Annotated in this window: 19 protein-coding genes; 18 read left to right on the top strand and 1 reads right to left on the bottom strand. The window is 70.5% G+C overall.

Annotated features, from left to right (window positions below):
- The first annotated feature begins 12 nt into the window (after window positions 1-12).
- From ACFVDP_RS19870 to ACFVDP_RS19850, 5 genes are all read left to right on the top strand, one after another.
- A complete protein-coding gene (locus tag ACFVDP_RS19870; protein WP_383491156.1) occupies window positions 13-1,131 on the top strand; it encodes an aminopeptidase P family protein in 1,119 nt (372 codons plus the stop codon).
- A 61-nt stretch (window positions 1,132-1,192) separates the two neighbouring features.
- On the top strand, window positions 1,193-1,759 hold the full coding sequence (gene efp / locus ACFVDP_RS19865; protein ID WP_361546783.1) for an elongation factor P: 567 nt from the start codon (window positions 1,193-1,195) through the stop codon (window positions 1,757-1,759).
- A gap of 2 nt (window positions 1,760-1,761) precedes the next feature.
- On the top strand, window positions 1,762-2,196 hold the full coding sequence (nusB, locus tag ACFVDP_RS19860) for a transcription antitermination factor NusB (RefSeq protein ID WP_383491153.1): 435 nt from the start codon (window positions 1,762-1,764) through the stop codon (window positions 2,194-2,196).
- Window positions 2,197-2,300: 104 nt separating this feature from the next.
- Complete coding sequence (locus ACFVDP_RS19855) at window positions 2,301-3,689, top strand: MFS transporter (protein WP_383491151.1); 1,389 nt, start codon at window positions 2,301-2,303, stop codon at window positions 3,687-3,689.
- Window positions 3,690-3,750: 61 nt separating this feature from the next.
- Entirely contained in the window at window positions 3,751-5,193 is a 1,443-nt protein-coding gene (locus tag ACFVDP_RS19850; protein WP_383491149.1) for a pyridoxal phosphate-dependent decarboxylase family protein, read from the top strand.
- A gap of 79 nt (window positions 5,194-5,272) precedes the next feature.
- Here ACFVDP_RS19850 and bldD read toward each other — a convergent pair whose 3' ends face one another.
- Window positions 5,273-5,773, bottom strand: a complete 501-nt coding sequence (bldD, locus tag ACFVDP_RS19845) for a transcriptional regulator BldD (RefSeq protein ID WP_093894511.1) — start codon at window positions 5,771-5,773, stop codon at window positions 5,273-5,275.
- A 243-nt stretch (window positions 5,774-6,016) separates the two neighbouring features.
- On the opposite strand from bldD, the gene pyrR reads away from it, so the two are divergent.
- The 13 genes from pyrR (at window position 6,017) to metK (ending at window position 20,329) form a co-directional block, all read left to right on the top strand.
- Window positions 6,017-6,589, top strand: a complete 573-nt coding sequence (gene pyrR / locus ACFVDP_RS19840; protein ID WP_383491147.1) for a bifunctional pyr operon transcriptional regulator/uracil phosphoribosyltransferase PyrR — start codon at window positions 6,017-6,019, stop codon at window positions 6,587-6,589.
- A 101-nt stretch (window positions 6,590-6,690) separates the two neighbouring features.
- A complete protein-coding gene (locus ACFVDP_RS19835; protein ID WP_383491145.1) occupies window positions 6,691-7,668 on the top strand; it encodes an aspartate carbamoyltransferase catalytic subunit in 978 nt (325 codons plus the stop codon).
- A gap of 5 nt (window positions 7,669-7,673) precedes the next feature.
- Window positions 7,674-8,960 carry a dihydroorotase gene (locus ACFVDP_RS19830; protein ID WP_383491143.1) on the top strand — a complete coding sequence of 429 codons (1,287 nt, stop codon included), beginning with the start codon at window positions 7,674-7,676 and terminating at the stop codon, window positions 8,958-8,960.
- The gene (locus ACFVDP_RS19825; protein ID WP_383491141.1) at window positions 8,957-9,538 is read left to right on the top strand and encodes a hypothetical protein; all 582 of its coding nucleotides are present in this window, start codon (window positions 8,957-8,959) and stop codon (window positions 9,536-9,538) included. The genes ACFVDP_RS19830 and ACFVDP_RS19825 overlap by 4 nt, the downstream gene beginning before the upstream one ends.
- Window positions 9,535-10,689, top strand: a complete 1,155-nt coding sequence (gene carA / locus ACFVDP_RS19820; protein ID WP_383491139.1) for a glutamine-hydrolyzing carbamoyl-phosphate synthase small subunit — start codon at window positions 9,535-9,537, stop codon at window positions 10,687-10,689. The genes ACFVDP_RS19825 and carA overlap by 4 nt, the downstream gene beginning before the upstream one ends.
- Window positions 10,682-13,990, top strand: a complete 3,309-nt coding sequence (carB, locus tag ACFVDP_RS19815; protein WP_383491137.1) for a carbamoyl-phosphate synthase large subunit — start codon at window positions 10,682-10,684, stop codon at window positions 13,988-13,990. The genes carA and carB overlap by 8 nt, the downstream gene beginning before the upstream one ends.
- Window positions 13,991-14,045: 55 nt before the next feature.
- A complete protein-coding gene (locus ACFVDP_RS19810) occupies window positions 14,046-15,149 on the top strand; it encodes a quinone-dependent dihydroorotate dehydrogenase (RefSeq protein WP_383491135.1) in 1,104 nt (367 codons plus the stop codon).
- The gene (gene pyrF / locus ACFVDP_RS19805) at window positions 15,146-15,994 is read left to right on the top strand and encodes an orotidine-5'-phosphate decarboxylase (protein ID WP_383491133.1); all 849 of its coding nucleotides are present in this window, start codon (window positions 15,146-15,148) and stop codon (window positions 15,992-15,994) included. The genes ACFVDP_RS19810 and pyrF overlap by 4 nt, the downstream gene beginning before the upstream one ends.
- Window positions 15,995-16,268: 274 nt before the next feature.
- A complete protein-coding gene (locus ACFVDP_RS19800) occupies window positions 16,269-16,592 on the top strand; it encodes an integration host factor (protein WP_026246651.1) in 324 nt (107 codons plus the stop codon).
- Window positions 16,593-16,654: 62 nt separating this feature from the next.
- A complete protein-coding gene (gmk, locus tag ACFVDP_RS19795) occupies window positions 16,655-17,212 on the top strand; it encodes a guanylate kinase (RefSeq protein WP_353941326.1) in 558 nt (185 codons plus the stop codon).
- A 53-nt stretch (window positions 17,213-17,265) separates the two neighbouring features.
- Window positions 17,266-17,538, top strand: coding sequence for a DNA-directed RNA polymerase subunit omega (gene rpoZ / locus ACFVDP_RS19790; protein ID WP_005319902.1), 273 nt, complete (start codon window positions 17,266-17,268; stop codon window positions 17,536-17,538).
- 115 nt (window positions 17,539-17,653) lie between these two features.
- A complete protein-coding gene (gene coaBC, locus ACFVDP_RS19785; protein WP_383491130.1) occupies window positions 17,654-18,868 on the top strand; it encodes a bifunctional phosphopantothenoylcysteine decarboxylase/phosphopantothenate--cysteine ligase CoaBC in 1,215 nt (404 codons plus the stop codon).
- A gap of 252 nt (window positions 18,869-19,120) precedes the next feature.
- A complete protein-coding gene (gene metK / locus ACFVDP_RS19780) occupies window positions 19,121-20,329 on the top strand; it encodes a methionine adenosyltransferase (RefSeq protein WP_383491128.1) in 1,209 nt (402 codons plus the stop codon).
- Window positions 20,330-20,410: the final 81 nt, after the last annotated feature.

Here is a 20,410-nt window from a genome sequence, read left to right as displayed (position 1 = left end):
ACGCTCGGCCTCATGGCAGAGGTGTACGCGGCCCGACGGGACCGGCTCAGAGAGCGTGCGACAGCGGGCGGCAGTGCGGCCGCCCTCGTGTCGCAGCCCGCCAACGTCCGCTATCTCGCCGGAGCGGCACCGCCCGGCGCGGTGCTCCTGCTGGGCCGGGAGCCCGGTGGCGGCGACGACACGCTGCTGTGCGCCCGGCCGCCGAGCGGGCAGCCCGCCGAGGGCCGCGCCGACGAGGACCTGCGGGTGCAGGTGCTGTCCGCGCCCGCCGGGGACGCGGCCGTCGCCGCAGCGGACGTGGCGGCCGCCCGGGGCGCCGACTCGCTCGCCGTCGAGGAGCACCATCTGACGGTGGCCCGGCACCGGGCGCTCGGCTCCGTCGCGCCCGGGCTGCGCCTGGCCGATCTCAACCGGGCCGTCGAGCAGCTGCGCCTGATCAAGGACGAGGAGGAGATCTCCTGTCTGCGGATCGCCGCCGAGATCGCCGACCAGGCGCTGGGCGAACTCCTCGAATCGATCCTCGTGGGCCGCACCGAGCGGCATCTCGCCCTGGAACTGGAACGTCGACTTGTCGATCACGGCGCCGACGGGCCCGCTTTCCCCACCTCGGTGGGTACGGGACCGAACTCCGGCATCGGAGTGCACCGGCCCGGCGACCGACGGGTCGAGGAGGGCGACTTCCTCTCCGTGTGCCTGGGCGCCACCTACCGCGGCTACCGCTGCGAGATCGGCCGCACCTTCGTCATCGGGACCTCGCCCGCCGACTGGCAGATCGAGCTGTACGACCTCGTCTTCGCAGCTCAGCGGGCCGGCCGGGAGAGCCTCGTGCCCGGTGTGGAGTGCCGTGAGGTGGACCGGGCCGCCCGTCACGTACTGGACTCCGCAGGGTATGGTGACGGACTCGCGCAGCTGACCGGACACGGGGTGGGCCTCGAAATCGAAGAGGACCCGCAGTTGGCCCCCGCCGCCATGGGTAAACTTGACGCTTGTGTGCCGGTCACCGTCGAACCGGGGGTCCACCTCCCGGGCCGGGGCGGCGTCCGGATCGATGACACGCTCGTCGTTCGCCCCGAGGCGGACGGCGGACCCGAGCTACTCACCATCACGACCAAGGAGCTGCTCGCGCTCTAGCCCCCAAGGGCTGTGTGCGGGACCCGGGGTCGTCCACGTCAGTCCAGGAGATTCCGCAACCGTGGCTTCCACGAACGACCTCAAGAACGGCCTGGTGCTCAAGCTCGACGGGGGCCAGCTCTGGTCCGTCGTCGAGTTCCAGCACGTCAAGCCCGGCAAGGGCCCTGCCTTCGTGCGCACCAAGCTCAAGAACGTGCTCTCCGGCAAGGTCGTCGACAAGACGTTCAACGCCGGCGTCAAGGTCGAGACGGCCACTGTCGACAAGCGCGACATGCAGTTCTCGTACATGGACGGCGACTACTTCGTCTTCATGGACATGGAGACGTACGACCAGCTCATGGTCGACCGCAAGGCTGTCGGCGACGCCGCCAACTTCCTGATCGAGGGCTTCACCGCCACGGTCGCCCAGCACGAGGGCGAGGTGCTCTTCGTCGAGCTGCCGGCCGCCGTCGAGCTGGTCGTCAAGGAGACCGAGCCGGGCGTCCAGGGCGACCGGTCCACCGGTGGCACCAAGCCCGCCACGCTGGAGACGGACCACCAGATCCAGGTCCCGCTCTTCATCACCACGGGCGAGAAGATCAAGGTCGACACCCGTGACAGCAGCTACCTCGGCCGGGTGAACAGCTAACCGTGGCCGCCCGTAACACGGCCCGCAAGCGAGCCTTCCAGATCCTCTTCGAGGCCGACCAGCGCGGCGCCGACGTCGTGACGGTCCTCGCCGACTGGGTCAAGAACTCGCACAGCGACCCGCAGCAGCCGCCCGTCAGCGAGTACACGATGGAGCTGGTCGAGGGGTACGCCCCCAAGGCGCGCCGCATCGACGAGCTGATCTCGCAGTACTCCGTCGACTGGACCCTCGACCGGATGCCCGTCGTCGACCGCAACATCCTGCGGCTCGGTGCCTACGAGCTGATCTGGGTCGACGGGACTCCGGACGCCGTGGTGCTCGACGAGGCCGTCTCGCTGGCCAAGGAGTTCTCCACGGACGACTCTCCGGCGTTCATCAACGGTCTTCTGGCCCGCTTCAAGGACCTGAAGCCCTCGCTGCGCCGCGACGAGGCATAAAAGCCGCAGTCGTTCGAGCCGAGCTCGCAGGCCCGAAGTAGAACTTGAACATTGTTCTGCTTCGGGCCTGGTGCGTTCCCGGGGATCCTGCGTAGGTTCACGCCATGTCCCCAACAGGCCTCCCCGCCCGGGTCCGGATCGGCTACGGCCTCGGCTCCTTCGCCACCGGCACCTTCGGCACCGTCCCCGGTCTGCTGCTGCTCTACTACCTGACGGATGTGCTCGGCGTCGGTGCGGGCCTCGCCGGACTGCTCGTCTTCCTCCCCAAGGCGTGGGACGTGGTTCTCAACCCGTGGATCGGCAGCCTGTCCGACCGCAGCACCCGCTCCCGCTTCGGCCCGCGCCGCTCCTGGATGCTGCTCGGCGCCGTCACCATGCCGCTCTGCTTCGCCGCCATGTTCGCGGCGCCCGGCGGTCTCGAAGGCGGTCCTGCCGCCGCCTACGTCGCCGTGCTCTTCCTGCTGACGGCCTCCGCGTACGCCTGCTTCCAGGTCCCGTACGTCGCCCTGCCCGCGGAACTCACCGACGACCCCGACGAGCGGGCCCGCGTCATGTCCTGGCGCGTCGCCTTCCTCGCCGTGGCGATCCTGCTGGCGGGCGCCGTCGCGCCGATGCTCGCGGGGTCCACGGCCGACGACCGGGGGAGCGCGGGCGGCTACCGGCTGATGGGCCTGGTGGTCGGCGTGGTCCTCGCCTGCGGCATGCTCGCCGCCGTGGGCGCGACGGCCGGCGCCCGGAGCGTCGTGCGGACCACCGGTGAGCCCAGGTGCGAGACAGGCTCTGGCCTGCTCGCCCAGCTGCGAGCCGCCCGTGGCAACGCACCCTTCGCCTGGCTGCTCGCCGCCTTCGTGGTGCAGGCCGCCGCGACCGGCCTGATGCTCGCCGGGACCCAGTACTTCGCCACGTACATCCTGGACCGGCCGAGCGCCACGACCGTCCTCTTCGCCTGTCTCATCGTGCCGTCGCTGCTCGCGATGCCCCTGTGGCTCGCCGTCGGCCGCCGCACCGGCAAGCGCGACGCGGCCGTCGGCGCCTCGCTCTGTTTCCTGGTCGGCGCGGCGGGCGCGGCCGCGGGACGCCAGCTTCCCGATGCCCTGATCTACGTGTCCGTGGCCCTGGCCGGTGTCGGGTACGCGGGCATGCAGATGCTGCCGCTCGCCATGCTCGGCGACGCGATCGCCGCCGACGCGTACACCAGCGGCCGGCGCCGGGCGGGCGTCTTCACCGGGCTGTGGACCGCGGGGGAGACGCTCGGACTCGCCCTGGGGCCCGGCCTGTTCGGGCTCGTGCTCTCCCTGGGCGACTTCGTCTCGTCCGACGCCGACCACCGGGTGGCGCAGCCCGGCTCGGCGCTCACCGCGATCGTCACCGGCTTCGGCGTGCTGCCCGCCGTGCTGCTGCTCCTGAGCCTTCCGCTGCTGGCCCGCTACCGGCTCACCGAGGCCGAGCTGACCCGGCTGCGGGACACGGCCGGGACGCGCTCCGCCGCCTGATCCCTTCGCCCGCACCCCTATGACGCGGCGCCATCGCCCCGTACGACGAGGAGAGTTCCGCATGAGTACCGACCACGACGCGATCCTGGAGCGTCTCGCCGAGCTGCGCGCGGGCGACCTGCCCACCCGCGGCGGACGCACCATGGCGTACGTCTACGACTCCGGACTCGGCGGCCTCGAAGAGCTCGCGGCCGCCGCGCAGGCCGCCTTCGCCGGGGTCAACGGGCTCGACATGACGGCCTTCCCGAGCGTCGTGGAGCTGGAGAACGATCTGGTGCGACGGGCCACCGCGCTGCTCGGCGGCGGCGCGGGCACCTTCACCAGCGGCGGCACCGAGAGCTGTCTCCTCGCCGTGCTGACGGCCCGTCAGCATGCGCGCAGAACACGGGGCGTGACCCGTCCCGAGCTGGTGCTCCCGGACACTGCGCACGCCGCCTTCCACAAGGCGGCCGAACTCTTCGGCCTCGACGTGGTGACCGTGCCCGTCGATCCGGCCACCTTCAAGGTGCGCCCCGCCGATGTCGCGGCCGCGATCACCGAGCACACCGCCCTGGTCGTCGTCTCCGCCCCTTCGTACGCGCACGGTGTCATCGACCCGGTCGCCGAGGTCGCCGCACTGGCCGCGGAGCGCGGGGTGCTCTGCCACGTCGACGCCTGCATCGGCGGCTGGTACCTGGGTCACCTGAGGCGCGCCGCGGACGCCCCGGACATCCCCGACTTCGGGCTCACCGTCCCCGGCGTGACCTCCCTCTCCGTCGATCTGCACAAGTACGGCTACGCGGCGAAGGGCGCCTCGCTGCTTCTCTTCGAGGACGCCGAGCTGCGCCGGCACGGCTGGTTCGCGCACGCCTCCTGGCCCGGCTACCCCGTCGTCAACTCCACCCTCCAGGGCACCAAGTCCGCCGGACCGCTCGCCGCGGCTTGGGCGGTGACCGAGCGCGTCGGGACCGATGGTTACACCGCGCTGTCGACGCGCGTCCACCGGACGACCCGGGAACTGGCCGACGGGGTCGGGGGGATCGACGGACTGCGACTGCTCGCCCGCCCCGAGGCATCGCTGATCGCGGTCGCCTCGGACGATCCGGAGGTGGATGTGTTCGTCGTGGCGGACGAAATGCGCGAGAGCGGCTGGTACCTCCAGCCTCAGCCGGCCTTCGGGTCCTCGCCGGCCAATCTGCATCTGACGGTCACCGCGGCGGTCGCGGACGCGGAGACCGTGCGGCTCCTCCTCGACGAGCTGGACAAGGCCGTGGGGCGGGCGCGCGCGGCCGGTCCGGTGCGGGTCGACCCGGCGATCGTCGAGGCCGCGGCCTCGCTGGACCCCGACGCGCTGACCCCGGACGAGGTCGAGATCGCGCTGGCCCTCGCGGGCGTGGGGGAGGGCGGCGCGCTGCCGCAGCGGATGGCGCCGGTCCTCGCGGTCCTCCAGGCGCTGCCGCCGAAGCTGAGCGAGCGGCTGCTGCCCGAGGTCATCGGGCGGCTGTACGGGGCGGTGGGCGGATAACGGTCGAGGGGCGGAGCCGGTCGGCTCCGCCCCTCGGATGTGACGTTTCTTCTCTATCGGCCCGCTGAACGGATCCGGATCAGGCCTCTTCGTGCGCCACGGCACGGCGCGCGTCCGCGTCCAACACGCCCCAGCTGATCAGCTGCTCGGTCAGGACCGAGGGCGACTGGTCGTAGATGACCGCAAGGGTGCGCAGGTCGTCCTGGCGGATCGACAGCACCTTGCCGTTGTAGTCACCGCGCTGCGACTGGATCGTCGCCGCATAGCGCTGCAGCGGACCCGCCTTCTCCGGCGGCACGTGGGCGAGCCGCTCCAGGTCCAGGACGAGCTTCGGCGGGGGCTCGGCGGCGCCGCCCGGGGTGGTGCCCGGCAACAGCTCCTGAACCGGCACGCCGTAGAAGTCCGCCAGCTCGGCGAGGCGCTGCACGGTCACGGCACGGTCGCCGCGCTCGTACGACCCGACCACGACCGCCTTCCAGCGGCCCTGGGACTTCTCCTCGACACCGTGGAGGGAAAGGCCCTGCTGGGTACGGATCGCGCGGAGCTTCGCCCCGAGCTGTTTGGCGTATTCGCTGGACATATAGCTCCCCGGACACTGCATCACTTAGCGGCTGCGCCGCGTGGCTGGTAACTCACTGTGAGGTTACGCAGCGTTACTTGGCCGCGTCAAGCCGAATGGTCCGTACCGACCATCTCCCGAATCCGGCGTTTCCGCACCTTCAGGCGGGTGATCAGCGGCGTTGAGGGGCTGGTAGTGTGGATGGCGCAATTCCGACGTCCTTTAAGATCCGTCCCGTGAGGCGGAGAAGGGGGTCCGTTTCGTATGGACACGCCGAATTCCGATGCCCGGTCCGTTCTCGAAGGCCCTGACATCGCGCGGGTACTGACCCGTATCGCCCACGAGATCGTCGAGCGCGCCAAGGGCGCCGAGGACGTGGTCCTCCTGGGCATTCCCACGCGGGGCGTCTTCCTCGCCCGCCGCCTGGCCGAGAAGCTCGAAGAGGTCACCGGCCGCACCGTTCCCGTCGGCTCGCTGGACATCACCATGTACCGCGACGACCTGCGGATGCACCCGCCGCGCGCGCTGGCCCGCACCGAGATCCCCGCCGCGGGGATCGACGGCCGGCTCGTCGTCCTCGTCGACGACGTGCTCTTCTCGGGCCGCACCATCCGCGCCGCGCTCGACGCGCTGAACGACATCGGGCGGCCGCGCGCCGTGCAGCTCGCGGTCCTCGTCGACCGGGGCCACCGCGAACTCCCGATCCGCGCCGACTACGTCGGCAAGAACCTCCCCACGTCGCTGCGGGAGACGGTCAAGGTCCAGCTCGCCGAGGAGGACGGCCGCGACGCCGTACTGCTCGGCGCCAAGCCGGACCCCAAGGCGGCCGAGCAGTAGCCACCTCTCCTGCCGCACGTGCCCACGTGCGGCGAGACAGGTGCGCCCTCGCGCGCCCGTATGCCCCGAAACGTCCTGAACTTCTCTACGGAGCACCCCAGATGATGCGACACCTCATCTCGGCCGCCGACCTCACCCGCGACGACGCCGTTCTCATCCTCGACACCGCCGAGGAGATGGCGCGGGTCGCCGACCGGCCCATCAAGAAGCTGCCCGCGCTGCGCGGCCGGACCATCTGCAACCTCTTCTTCGAGGACTCGACGCGCACCCGGATCTCGTTCGAGGCCGCCGAGAAGCGCCTGTCCGCGGACGTCATCAACTTCGCCGCCAAGGGCTCCAGCGTCTCCAAGGGCGAGTCCCTGAAGGACACCGCCCAGACCCTCGAGGCCATGGGCGTCGACGCGGTCGTCATCCGGCACAGCGCCTCCGGCGCCCCCTACCGGCTCGCGACCTCCGGCTGGATCGACGCCCCCGTCATCAACGCCGGCGACGGCACCCACCAGCACCCCACCCAGGCGCTGCTCGACGCCTTCACCATGCGCCGCCGCCTCGTCGGCCGGGACGCCGGGATCGGCCAGGGCCTGGACGGCAAGCGCGTCACGCTCGTCGGCGACGTCCTGCACAGCCGCGTCGCCCGCTCGAACGTCGACCTGCTGCACACCCTCGGCGCCGAGGTCACCCTCGTCGCGCCGCCCACCCTGCTGCCCGTCGGCGTCGAGTCCTGGCCCTGCGACGTCAGTTACGACCTGGACAGCACGCTGCCGAAGACGGACGCCGTGATGATGCTCCGCGTGCAGCGGGAGCGCATGAACGCCGCGTTCTTCCCGACCGAGCGCGAGTACAGCCGCCGCTACGGCCTCGACGGCGAGCGCATGGCGAAGATGCCGGAGCACGCCATCGTGATGCACCCCGGCCCGATGGTCCGCGGCATGGAGATCACCGCCGAGGTCGCCGACTCCGAGCGCTGCACGGTCATCGAGCAGGTCGCCAACGGCGTCCACACCCGGATGGCCGTCCTCTACCTGCTTCTGGGCGGCAACGAGCCCGCCGTCACGCACACCCGTACCGAGGGGAACTGAACAACATGAGCAAGATCCTGATCCGTGGTGCGAAGGTGCTCGGCGGCGAGCCGCAGGACGTCCTGATCGACGGCGCCGTCATCGCCGAGGTCGGTACCGGGCTGAGCGCCGAGGGCGCCGAGGTCGTCGAGGCCGACGGCAAGGTCCTCCTGCCGGGCCTCGTCGACCTCCACACCCACCTGCGCGAGCCGGGCCGCGAGGACTCCGAGACCGTCCTCACCGGCACGCGGGCCGCCGCCACCGGTGGCTACACCGCCGTGTTCGCCATGGCCAACACCTTCCCCGTGGCCGACACCGCGGGCGTCGTCGAGCAGGTGTACCGGCTCGGCCAGGAGCACGGCTACTGCGACGTGCAGCCCATCGGCGCCGTCACCGTCGGCCTGGAGGGCGCCAAGCTCGCCGAGCTGGGCGCCATGCACGAGTCCGCGGCCGGCGTCACCGTCTTCTCCGACGACGGCAAGTGCGTCCACGACGCCGTGATCATGCGCCGCGCCCTGGAGTACGTGAAGGCCTTCGGCGGCGTCGTCGCCCAGCACGCGCAGGAGCCCCGCCTCACCGAGGGCGCCCAGATGAACGAGGGCACCGTCTCCGCCGAGCTGGGCCTGGGCGGCTGGCCGGCCGTGGCCGAAGAATCGATCATCGCCCGGGACGTCCTGCTCGCCGAGCACGTCGGGTCCCGCGTGCACATCTGCCACCTGTCGACCGCCGGGTCCGTCGAGATCGTGCGCTGGGCCAAGTCCCGCGGCATCGACGTCACCGCCGAGGTCACCCCGCACCACCTGCTCCTCACCGACGAGCTGGTGCGCTCGTACAACCCGGTCTACAAGGTGAACCCGCCGCTGCGCACCGAGAAGGACGTCATGGCGCTGCGCGAGGCGCTCGCCGACGGCACCATCGACATCGTCGCCACCGACCACGCCCCGCACCCGCACGAGGACAAGGACTGCGAGTGGGCCGCCGCCGCCATGGGCATGGTCGGCCTGGAGACCGCGCTGAGCGTCGTCCAGCAGACGATGGTCGAGACGGGCCTGCTCGACTGGGCCGGCGTCGCCGACCGGATGTCCGCCAAGCCCGCCGAGATCGGGCGGGCCGACGGCCATGGACGCCCCGTCTCGGCAGGTGAGCCCGCCAACCTGGTTCTGGTCGACGCCGACTACCGTGGAGCCGTTGACCCCGCGGGCTTCGCCTCCCGCAGCCGCAACACCCCGTACGAGGGCCGTGAGCTGCCGGGGCGCGTCACCCACACCTGGCTGCGGGGCAAGGCCACCCTCGCCGACGGGAAGCTCGCGTGACACCTCTGCTGCAACTGGCCGCCGAACAGAAGTCGGCGGACGTGACGGACTGGCCCGGCCGGATCGGCTGGATCGTCGGACTGCTGCTCTTCATCGCGCTCGTCTACTGGCTCATGCGCCAGGGCTGGAAGTGGCGCGGCACGCTCCAGGGAGACGTACCGCCGCTGCCCGCCGCGCCGAGTGAGCAGAGCCCGGCGAAACTGGAGCTGAGCGGTCGCTACCACGGCTCGACCACGGCAGGGCAGTGGCTCGACCGCATCGTGGCGCACGGCCTCGGCACCCGCAGCCGCGTCGAGCTGACCCTCACCGACGAGGGGCTGAATGTCGTACGCCCGGGGGCGAACGACTTCTTCGTCCCGACGGCGGCGCTGCGCGAGGCCCGGCTCGACAAGGGCATCGCCGGCAAGGTCCTCGCCGAGGGCGGCCTGCTGATCGTCACCTGGAGCCACGGCGAGAAGCTGATCGACTCCGGGTTCCGCTCCGACCGCGCCGCCGAGCAGGCCGAGTGGGTCACCGCCATCAACAACATGATCGACACGAGTTCCACGCCCATCACGACGGAAGGCACCGCACGATGACCACCTCCACCAGGGGAGCCAGCAAGGTTCCCGCCGTTCTCGTCCTGGAGGACGGCCGCGTGTTCCGCGGCCGCGCCTACGGGGCCGTGGGGGAGACCTTCGGCGAGGCCGTGTTCTCCACCGGCATGACCGGCTACCAGGAGACCCTGACCGACCCGTCGTACGACCGCCAGATCGTGGTCGCCACCGCCCCGCAGATCGGCAACACGGGCTGGAACGACGAGGACGACGAGTCGAGCCGCATCTGGGTCTCGGGCTACGTCGTGCGCGACCCCGCCCGCATCCCCTCGAACTGGCGCGCAAAGCGCTCGCTCGACGACGAGCTGGTCGCCCAGAACATCGTCGGCATCAGCGGCATCGACACCCGCGCCCTCACCCGCCACCTGCGCGAGCGCGGCTCGATGCGGTCCGGCATCTTCTCCGGCGCGGACCTGGCGTCCGACGCCGAGCTGATCGCGAAGGTCCAGGCGCAGCCCGTCATGAAGGGCCTGAGCCTGTACGAGGAGGTCGCCACCAAGGAGGCCTACGTCGTCCCGGCGGTCGGCGAGAAGAAGTTCACCGTCGCCGCCATCGACCTCGGCATCAAGGGCATGACCCCGCAGCGGATGGCCGAGCGCGGCATCGAGGTGCACGTGCTGCCCGCCACGGCGAGCGTCGAGGACGTCTACGCCGTCGGCCCCGACGGTGTGTTCTTCTCCAACGGCCCGGGCGACCCGGCCACCGCCGAGGGCCCCGTCGCGCTGATGACCGCCGTCCTGGAGCGCAGGACGCCGCTGTTCGGCATCTGCTTCGGCAACCAGATCCTCGGCCGCGCCCTCGGCTTCGGCACGTACAAGCTGAAGTACGGCCACCGCGGCATCAACCAGCCGGTGCAGGACCGCACCACCGGCAAGGTCGAGGTCACCGCGCACAACCACGGCTTCGCCGTGGACGCGCCGCTCGACAAGGTGAGCGAGACGCCCTTCGGCCGAGCCGAGGTCTCCCACGTCTGCCTGAACGACCAGGTCGTCGAAGGCCTCCAGCTGCTCGACCAGCCGGCCTTCTCCGTCCAGTACCACCCGGAGGCGGCGGCCGGTCCGCACGACGCCGCCTACCTGTTCGACCGCTTCACGTCTTTGATGAACACCGCCTTGGAGGGCCAGCGTGCCTAAGCGCTCCGATATCCAGTCCGTCCTGGTCATCGGCTCCGGCCCGATCGTCATCGGCCAGGCCGCCGAGTTCGACTACTCCGGCACCCAGGCGTGCCGCGTCCTGAAGTCCGAGGGCCTGCGGGTCATCCTCGTGAACTCCAACCCGGCGACGATCATGACCGACCCGGAGATCGCCGACGCCACGTACGTCGAGCCGATCACCCCCGAGTTCGTCGAGAAGATCATCGCCAAGGAGCGCCCCGACGCGCTGCTGCCCACCCTCGGCGGCCAGACCGCGCTCAACACCGCGATCTCCATGCACGAGCAGGGCGTCCTCGAGAAGTACGGCGTCGAGCTGATCGGCGCCAACGTCGAGGCGATCAACAAGGGCGAGGACCGCGACCTCTTCAAGGGCGTCGTCGAAGAGGTCCGCAAGAAGATCGGGCACGGCGAGTCCGCCCGCTCGGTCATCTGCCACACCATGGACGACGTGCTGAAGGGTGTCGACACCCTCGGCGGCTACCCCGTCGTCGTCCGCCCCTCCTTCACCATGGGCGGCGCCGGCTCCGGCTTCGCGCACGACGAGGAGGAGCTGCGCCGCATCGCCGGTCAGGGCCTGACCCTGTCTCCCACCACCGAGGTGCTCCTGGAGGAGTCCATCCTCGGCTGGAAGGAGTACGAGCTGGAGCTGATGCGCGACAAGAACGACAACGTCGTGGTCGTCTGCTCCATCGAGAACTTCGACCCGATGGGCGTCCACACCGGCGACTCGATCACCGTCGCGCCCTCGATGACGCTGACCGACCGCGAGTACCAGCGCCTGCGTGACATCGGCATCGCGATCATCCGCGAGGTCGGCGTCGACACCGGCGGCTGCAACATCCAGTTCGCGATCGACCCCGAAGACGGCCGCGTCATCGTCATCGAGATGAACCCGCGTGTGTCGCGGTCCTCCGCGCTCGCCTCCAAGGCCACGGGCTTCCCGATCGCGAAGATCGCCGCCAAGCTGGCCGTCGGTTACACGCTCGACGAGATCCCGAACGACATCACCGAGAAGACGCCGGCCTCCTTCGAGCCGACGCTCGACTACGTGGTCGTGAAGGCCCCGCGGTTCGCCTTCGAGAAGTTCCCGAGCGCCGACTCCACGCTGACGACGACCATGAAGTCGGTCGGCGAGGCCATGGCGATCGGCCGCAACTTCACCGAGGCGTTCCAGAAGGCGCTGCGCTCCCTGGAGAAGAAGGGCTCGCAGTTCACCTTCGTCGGCGCGACCGGCGACAAGACCGCCCTCCTCGAAGAGTCGGTCCGCCCGACCGACGGCCGGATCAACACCGTCATGGAGGCGATCCGCGCCGGTGCCACGCCCGAGGAGGTCTTCGACTACACGAAGATCGACCCGTGGTTCGTGGACCAGCTGTTCCTGATCAAGGAGGTCGCGGACGAGCTGGCCGCCGCCGAGCGGCTCGACGCCGAGCTGCTCGCCGAGGCCAAGCGCCACGGCTTCTCCGACCACCAGATCGCCGAGATCCGCGGCCTGCGCGAGGACGTCGTCCGCGAGGTCCGGCACGCCCTGGGCGTCCGCCCGGTCTACAAGACGGTCGACACCTGCGCCGCCGAGTTCGCCGCCAAGACGCCGTACTTCTACTCCTCGTACGACGAGGAGTCCGAGGTCGCGACCCGCACCAAGCCCGCTGTGATCATCCTGGGCTCCGGCCCGAACCGCATCGGCCAGGGCATCGAGTTCGACTACTCCTGCGTCCACGCCTCCTTCGCGCTCAGCGACGCGGGCTACGAGACCGTGATGGTCAACTGCAACCCGGAGACGGTCTCCACGGACTACGACACGTCCGACCGCCTGTACTTCGAGCCGCTGACGCTCGAGGACGTGCTGGAGATCGTGCACGCCGAGTCCCTCGCGGGCCCGATCGCGGGCGTCATCGTGCAGCTCGGCGGCCAGACCCCGCTGGGCCTCGCGCAGGCGCTCAAGGACAACGGCGTGCCGGTCGTCGGCACCTCTCCGGAGGCGATCCACGCCGCCGAGGACCGCGGCGCCTTCGGCCGCGTCCTCGCCGAGGCGGGCCTGCCGGCCCCGAAGCACGGCACGGCCACCACGTTCGCGGAGGCGAAGGCGATCGCCGACGAGATCGGCTACCCGGTCCTCGTCCGCCCGTCGTACGTCCTCGGCGGCCGCGGCATGGAGATCGTCTACGACGAGACCCGCCTGTCCTCGTACATCGAGGAGTCCACCGAGATCAGCCCGTCCCGGCCGGTCCTCGTCGACCGCTTCCTGGACGACGCCATCGAGATCGACGTCGACGCCCTGTACGACGGCGAGGAGCTGTACCTCGGCGGCGTCATGGAGCACATCGAGGAAGCCGGCATCCACTCCGGCGACTCGGCGTGCGCGCTGCCCCCGATCACCCTCGGCGGCTACGACATCAAGCGCCTGCGCGTCTCGACCGAGGCCATCGCCAAGGGCGTCGGCGTGCGCGGACTGATCAACATCCAGTTCGCCATGGCCGGGGACATCCTCTACGTCCTCGAAGCGAACCCGCGCGCCTCGCGCACCGTGCCCTTCACCTCGAAGGCGACCGCGGTGCCGCTCGCGAAGGCCGCCGCCCGCATCTCGCTGGGCGCCACCGTCGCCGAGCTGCGCGCCGAGGGCCTGCTCCCGAAGACCGGCGACGGCGGCACCCTGCCGCTCGACGCGCCGATCTCCGTCAAGGAGGCCGTCATGCCGTGGTCGCGGTTCCGCGACATCCACGGCCGCGGCGTCGACACGGTCCTCGGCCCGGAGATGCGCTCCACCGGCGAGGTCATGGGCATCGACTCGGTCTTCGGCACGGCGTACGCCAAGTCGCAGGCCGGCGCCTACGGCCCGCTGCCCACCAAGGGCCGCGCCTTCATCTCGGTCGCCAACCGCGACAAGCGCTCGATGATCTTCCCGGCGCGCGAGCTGGTCGCCCACGGCTTCGAGCTGCTCGCCACGTCCGGCACGGCCGAGGTGCTCAAGCGCAACGGCATCAACGCCACCGTCGTGCGCAAGCAGTCCGAGGGCGAGGGCCCCAACGGCGAGAAGACGATCGTCCAGCTGATCCACGACGGTGACGTCGACCTGATCGTCAACACCCCGTACGGCACCGGCGGCCGCCTCGACGGCTACGAGATCCGGACGGCCGCCGTGGCCCGCTCCGTGCCCTGCCTGACCACGGTCCAGGCCCTCGCGGCCGCCGTCCAGGGCATCGACGCGCTCAACCACGGCGACGTGGGCGTCAGCTCACTGCAGGAACATGCGGAACACCTGACCGCGGCCCGCGACTAGCAACCCAAGAGGGGGACACCGGAAACGGTGTCCCCCTCTTCATGAGGACACCATCATGTACAAGCTGTTCTTCAACCTCGTCTTCAAGCGCATGGACCCCGAGAAGGCCCACTACCTGGCCTTCCGCTGGATCCGCGGCGCGGCCCGCACCCCCGTCCTGCGCACCTTCGTGGCGGCCGCCCTCGCGCCCCGCCACAAGGAGCTGCGCACCGAGGCCCTCGGCCTGCGCATGCACGGCCCCTTCGGGCTCGCCGCCGGATTCGACAAGAACGCCATCGCGATCGACGGCATGGCGATGCTCGGCTTCGACCACATCGAGATCGGCACCGTCACCGGCGAGCCGCAGCCCGGCAACCCCAAGAAGCGCCTCTTCCGCCTGGTCCCGGACCGCGCGCTGATCAACCGCATGGGCTTCAACAACGAGGGCTCGCTGGCCGTCGCCGCCCGCCTGGCCTCCCGCAACCCGGTCTTCAGGACCACGGTCGGCGTGAACATCGGCAAGACCAAGGTCGTCCCCGAGGCGGAGGCCGTCGGCGACTACGTGAAGTCCACCGAGCGCCTCGCCGCCTTCGCCGACTACCTCGTGGTCAACGTCTCCTCGCCGAACACCCCCGGCCTGCGCAACCTCCAGGCCACCGAGGCGCTGCGCCCCCTGCTGACCGCCGTGCGCGAGGCCGCCGACCGCACCGTCCGCGCGCACCGCGTCCCCCTCCTGGTGAAGATCGCGCCCGACCTCGCCGACGAGGACGTCGACGCCGTCGCCGACCTGGCCGTCGAGCTGGGCCTGGACGGCATCATCGCCACCAACACCACGATCTCCCGCGAGGGCCTGAAGACCACCGGCGCCGTCGTGAACGAGACCGGCGGCCTGTCCGGCGCGCCCCTCAAGGAGCGCTCCCTGGAGGTCCTCAGGCGTCTCTACGCGCGCGTGGGGGACCGGATCACCCTCGTGGGCGTCGGCGGCGTCGAGAACGCCGAGGACGCCTGGCAGCGCATCCTCGCCGGCGCCACGCTGGTCCAGGGCTACTCGGCCTTCATCTACGAGGGCCCGTTCTACGCCCGCGCGATCCACAAGGGCCTCGCCGCCCGCCTTCGTACGAGCCCGTACGCCACCCTCGCCGAAGCGGTCGGCGCCGATGTGAAGAAGGTGTCCGCATGACTGCTCTGGAGCCCTTCGGCGCCCGGCTGCGCCGCGTCATGGACGAGCGCGGGCCGCTCTGCGTCGGCATCGACCCGCACGCCGCCCTGCTGGCCTCCTGGGGCCTGAAGGACGACATCGCGGGCCTGGAGACCTTCACGCGGACCACCGTCGAGGCGCTGGCCGAGACGGTCGCCGTGGTCAAGCCGCAGATGGCGTTCTTCGAACGGTTCGGCTCGCGCGGGGTCGCCGTCCTGGAGAAGGCGGTGGCCGACCTGCGCGCCGCGGGCACCCTCGTCGTCATGGACGCCAAGCGCGGCGACATCGGCTCCACCATGGCCGCGTACGCCCAGACCTTCCTGCACCGGGACTCCCCGCTGTTCTCGGACGCCCTCACCGTGTCGCCGTACCTCGGCTACGGCTCGCTGAAGCCGGCCGTCGATCTTGCGCGCGAGTCCGGCGCCGGGCTCTTCGTGCTCGCGCTGACCTCCAACCCGGAGGGCGGCGAGGTCCAGCACGCCGTGCGGGCCGACGGGAAGAACGTGGGCGCCACGATGCTCGCCCACCTCACCGAGGAGAACGCCGGCGCGGCCCCCATGGGCTCCTTCGGCGCGGTCGTCGGCGCGACCCTGGGCGACCTGTCCTCGTACGCGCTCGACATCAACGGCCCGCTCCTCGCGCCCGGCATCGGCGCGCAGGGCGCCACGGCGGCCGATCTCCCGGCCGTCTTCGGCTCCGCCGTCCACAACGTCGTACCGAATGTGAGCCGGGGCGTCCTCAAGGAGGGGCCCTCCGTGACGGCGCTGCGGGACGCGGCCGTGCGGTTCGCGGACGAGGTGCGTGAGGCGGTCGGGACCGCGAATTGAGGCTGCTCAGGGGTGGCACTGCGTGCCGACCTTTGGCCGAGCGTCCGAATCCTGACCGATTTAGCAGACGATATGCCCGAAATGCGCGGCCTGGGAGAGGCTGACCAGGACTTTTCCTCTGTTCTCGCTGACTCTGACCGCCGCGGCCGCTAGTCTCCGACGAGAGCGAACGGGCGAACGCAGGCAAGCGCGTTGCTCCTAGCTCACCAGGTGTGGGGCGACCAGCTTCCGCACCGGTCCGTATCCGACAGTTGACATCCGAGGTGACGTAGGCGTGGCTCTTCCGCCCCTTACCCCTGAACAGCGCGCAGCCGCGCTCGAAAAGGCCGCCGCGGCTCGCCGGGAGCGGGCCGAGGTCAAGAATCGACTCAAGCACTCCGGCGCCTCCCTGCACGAGGTCATCAAGCAGGGCCAGGAGAACGACGTCATCGGCAAGATGAAGGTCTCCGCCCTGCTTGAGTCCCTGCCTGGCGTGGGCAAGGTCCGCGCCAAGCAGATCATGGAGCGCCTCGGGATCTCCGAATCCCGCCGGGTGCGCGGTCTCGGTTCCAACCAGATCGCCTCCCTGGAGCGCGAGTTCGGCAGCACCGGCGCCTGAGTGACTCCGGGCCGGCCCCGGGGCTGGTCCGGGCACTCCGGAACAACTGGAATAATCGCTGCATGAGTGAACGTCCGCGGCTGACCGTGCTCTCCGGCCCCTCCGGGGTCGGCAAGAGCACGGTCGTCGCTCATATGCGCAAGGAACACCCCGAGGTCTGGCTCTCGGTGTCGGCGACGACCCGTAAGCCGCGCCCGGGCGAGAAGCACGGTGTCCAGTACTTCTTCGTCACCGACGAGGAAATGGACAAGCTGATCGCCAACGGCGAGCTCCTTGAGTGGGCCGAATTCGCGGGGAACCGCTACGGCACCCCGCGGCGTGCCGTCCTCGACCGCCTCGAAGCGGGCGAGCCGGTGCTCCTCGAGATCGATCTCCAGGGCGCGCGTCTGGTCCGTGAGTCGATGCCCGAGGCGCAGCTGGTCTTCCTCGCCCCGCCGAGCTGGGACGAGCTGGTGCGCCGGCTCACCGGGCGCGGTACCGAGTCCGCCGAGGTGATCGAGCGCCGTCTCGACACCGCCAAGGTGGAGCTGGCCTCGGAGGCGGAGTTCGACACGACCCTTGTCAATACCTCCGTCGAGGACGTAGCGCGCGAGCTGCTAGCCTTGATGAAAGTTCTTTGATCTTTACCCCAGTCGGGACCCCTCCGGTTCCGGCGCCCATCGGAAGGCAGAGAGTGTCCTCTTCCATTACCGCGCCCGAGGGCATCATCAACCCGCCGATTGATGAGCTGCTCGAAGCCACCGACTCGAAGTACAGCCTGGTCATCTACGCCGCCAAGCGCGCGCGTCAGATCAACGCGTACTACTCGCAGCTCGGTGAGGGCCTCCTCGAGTACGTCGGCCCGCTGGTGGACACCCACGTCCACGAGAAGCCGCTCTCGATCGCCCTGCGCGAGATCAACGCGGGTCTGCTGACGTCCGAGGCCATCGAGGGCCCGGCGCAGTAACGCTCGTCTCTCGCGGTATGTACGTCGTCACAGGCCCGGCAGAGCTTCTGCCGGGCCTGTGGTGTGTCATGGAGTCGTACGTTTCCTCGTACGCAGTGGAGTCAGGGGAGAGCCGGTGCCGTCGAAGCCGAAGGTCGTTCTGGGAGTCAGCGGTGGGATCGCCGCCTACAAGGCGTGCGAGCTGCTGCGTCGGCTGACGGAGTCCGGCCACGACGTACGCGTCGTCCCCACCGACTCGTCGCTGCACTTCGTCGGCGCCGCGACCTGGTCCGCCCTCTCCGGCAACCCGGTCTCCACCGAGGTCTGGGACTCCGTCCACGAGGTCCCGCACGTGCGCATCGGCCAGCACGCCGATGTCGTGGTCGTCGCCCCGGCCACGGCCGACATGCTGGCCAAGGCGGCCCACGGCCTCGCCGACGACCTCCTCACCAACACGCTCCTCACCGCCCGCTGTCCGGTGATCTTCGCGCCCGCGATGCACACCGAGATGTGGGAGCACCCGGCGACCCAGGAGAACGTCGCCACGCTGCGCCGCCGCGGCGCCCTCGTCATCGAGCCCGCCGTCGGCCGGCTGACCGGCGTGGACACCGGCAAGGGGCGCTTCCCCGACCCGGTGGAGATCTTCGAGTACGTGCGCCGGGTGCTCGCCCGCGGCGCCGAGGCCCCGGACCTGTCCGGGCGGCACGTCGTCGTCAGCGCCGGCGGCACCCGCGAGCCCCTCGACCCGGTCCGCTTCCTCGGCAACCGCTCCTCCGGCAAGCAGGGCTACGCGCTCGCCCGCACCGCCGCCGCGCGCGGCGCCCGGGTCACGCTGCTGTCCGCGAACGCGACCCTGCCCGACCCGGCCGGCGTCGACGTCGTCCACGTGGGTACCGCCGTGCAGCTGCGCGAGGCGGTCCTGAAGGCGGCCGCCGACGCCGACGCGGTCGTCATGGCCGCGGCCGTCGCCGACTTCCGCCCCCAGGCGTACGCCACCGGCAAGATCAAGAAGAAGGACGGCGAGGAGCCCGCGCCGATCACCCTGGTCCGCAATCCGGACATCCTCGCCGAGATCTCCGCCGGGCGGGCGCGCCCCGGCCAGGTGGTCGTCGGCTTCGCCGCCGAGACCGACGACGTCCTCGCCAACGGCCGCGCCAAGCTCGCCCGAAAGGGCTGTGACCTGCTCGTCGTCAATGAGGTCGGGGAGCGCAAGACGTTCGGCGCGGAGGAGAACGAGGCCGTCATCCTCGGCTCCGACGGCAGTGAGAACCCGGTTCCGTACGGCCCCAAGGAAGCACTCGCGGACCGTATCTGGGATGCCGTCGCATCCCGGTTGCCCCAAAAAGAGTGAAAACCCGCATTCGCCCCTTTGGGCGCACCGAACCCCCGAAAACACCGGAATTTCGGGCGTCCCTCACTCTTCCTAAGACCGATCGTCATATCGGAGAATGCGGTGTCGCAGGTCACAGCGCTCCCAGTAGGCGAGACGCGTGGTCCGGCGAGCGAGCACGACCGATAAACTGTTTCTGGATGTCGTCGGGCGCAGCTCCCGTACCCATCCGTAAATGATCAGCCAGCAGCCGCTGCAACCACAGGGAGCGTTGTGTCCCGTCGCCTGTTCACCTCGGAGTCCGTCACCGAGGGCCACCCCGACAAGATCGCTGACCAGATCAGCGACACCATTCTCGACGCGCTCCTGCGCGAGGACCCCACGTCCCGCGTGGCCGTCGAGACGCTGATCACCACGGGCCTCGTGCACGTGGCCGGCGAGGTCACCACCAAGGCGTACGCGCCGATCGCGCAGCTCGTGCGCGAGAAGATCCTGGAGATCGGCTACGACTCGTCGAAGAAGGGCTTCGACGGCGCGTCCTGTGGCGTCTCGGTCTCGATCGGCTCGCAGTCCCCGGACATCGCGCAGGGTGTCGACACCGCGTACGAGAAGCGGGTCGAGGGCGATGACGACGAGCTGGACAAGCAGGGCGCGGGCGACCAGGGCCTGATGTTCGGCTACGCGTGCGACGAGACGCCGGAGCTGATGCCGCTCCCGATCCACCTCGCGCACCGTCTGTCGCGCCGCCTGTCCGAGGTCCGCAAGAACGGCACGATCCCGTACCTGCGCCCCGACGGCAAGACGCAGGTCACCATCGAGTACGACGGCGACAAGGCCGTCCGCCTCGACACGGTCGTGGTCTCCTCGCAGCACGCGAGCGACATCGACCTGGAGTCGCTGCTCGCCCCCGACATCCGCGAGTTCGTCGTGGAGCCGGAGCTGAAGGCGCTCCTGGACGACGGCATCAAGCTGGAGACCGAGGGCTACCGCCTCCTGGTGAACCCGACCGGCCGTTTCGAGATCGGCGGCCCGATGGGCGACGCCGGCCTGACCGGCCGCAAGATCATCATCGACACGTACGGCGGCTACGCCCGCCACGGCGGCGGCGCCTTCTCGGGCAAGGACCCGTCCAAGGTCGACCGTTCCGCCGCGTACGCGATGCGCTGGGTCGCCAAGAACGTCGTGGCCGCGGGTCTGGCCTCGCGCTGCGAGGTCCAGGTCGCGTACGCGATCGGCAAGGCCGAGCCGGTGGGCCTGTTCGTCGAGACGTTCGGCACCGCGACGGTCGACACGGACAAGATCGAGTCGGCGATCTCCGAGGTCTTCGACCTCCGCCCGGCCGCGATCATCCGCGACCTCGACCTGCTCCGCCCGATCTACTCCCAGACGGCCGCCTACGGCCACTTCGGGCGCGCGCTGCCCGACTTCACCTGGGAGCGGACGGACCGCGTGGACGCGCTGCGCAAGGCTGCCGGGGTGTAGGTCCCGCGTCATGCCCTGTGGGCCCGGTTCTCCTTTGGGAGAACCGGGCCCACTGCTTTCCGGACGCGGGGGCGGGCCCGT

It is taken from the genome of Streptomyces sp. NPDC057694 (genome assembly GCF_042799415.1).
GTDB lineage: Bacteria > Actinomycetota > Actinomycetes > Streptomycetales > Streptomycetaceae > Streptomyces.
This window is presented reverse-complemented; position numbering and strand designations above follow the sequence as displayed.

Excerpts from the sequence above, each read along its gene's own strand:
- ACFVDP_RS19855 (WP_383491151.1), top strand. The coding sequence starts at position 2,301 with ATGTCCCCAACAGGCCTCCCCGCCCGGGTCCGGATCGGCTACGGCCTC.
- carA (WP_383491139.1), top strand. The coding sequence starts at position 9,535 with ATGACCACCTCCACCAGGGGAGCCAGCAAGGTTCCCGCCGTTCTCGTC.
- ACFVDP_RS19870 (WP_383491156.1), top strand. The coding sequence starts at position 13 with ATGGCAGAGGTGTACGCGGCCCGACGGGACCGGCTCAGAGAGCGTGCG.
- pyrF (WP_383491133.1), top strand. The coding sequence starts at position 15,146 with ATGACTGCTCTGGAGCCCTTCGGCGCCCGGCTGCGCCGCGTCATGGAC.
- gmk (WP_353941326.1), top strand. The coding sequence starts at position 16,655 with ATGAGTGAACGTCCGCGGCTGACCGTGCTCTCCGGCCCCTCCGGGGTC.
- bldD (WP_093894511.1), bottom strand. The coding sequence starts at position 5,773 with ATGTCCAGCGAATACGCCAAACAGCTCGGGGCGAAGCTCCGCGCGATC.
- ACFVDP_RS19835 (WP_383491145.1), top strand. The coding sequence starts at position 6,691 with ATGATGCGACACCTCATCTCGGCCGCCGACCTCACCCGCGACGACGCC.
- pyrR (WP_383491147.1), top strand. The coding sequence starts at position 6,017 with ATGGACACGCCGAATTCCGATGCCCGGTCCGTTCTCGAAGGCCCTGAC.
- ACFVDP_RS19830 (WP_383491143.1), top strand. The coding sequence starts at position 7,674 with ATGAGCAAGATCCTGATCCGTGGTGCGAAGGTGCTCGGCGGCGAGCCG.
- ACFVDP_RS19850 (WP_383491149.1), top strand. The coding sequence starts at position 3,751 with ATGAGTACCGACCACGACGCGATCCTGGAGCGTCTCGCCGAGCTGCGC.
- ACFVDP_RS19810 (WP_383491135.1), top strand. The coding sequence starts at position 14,046 with ATGTACAAGCTGTTCTTCAACCTCGTCTTCAAGCGCATGGACCCCGAG.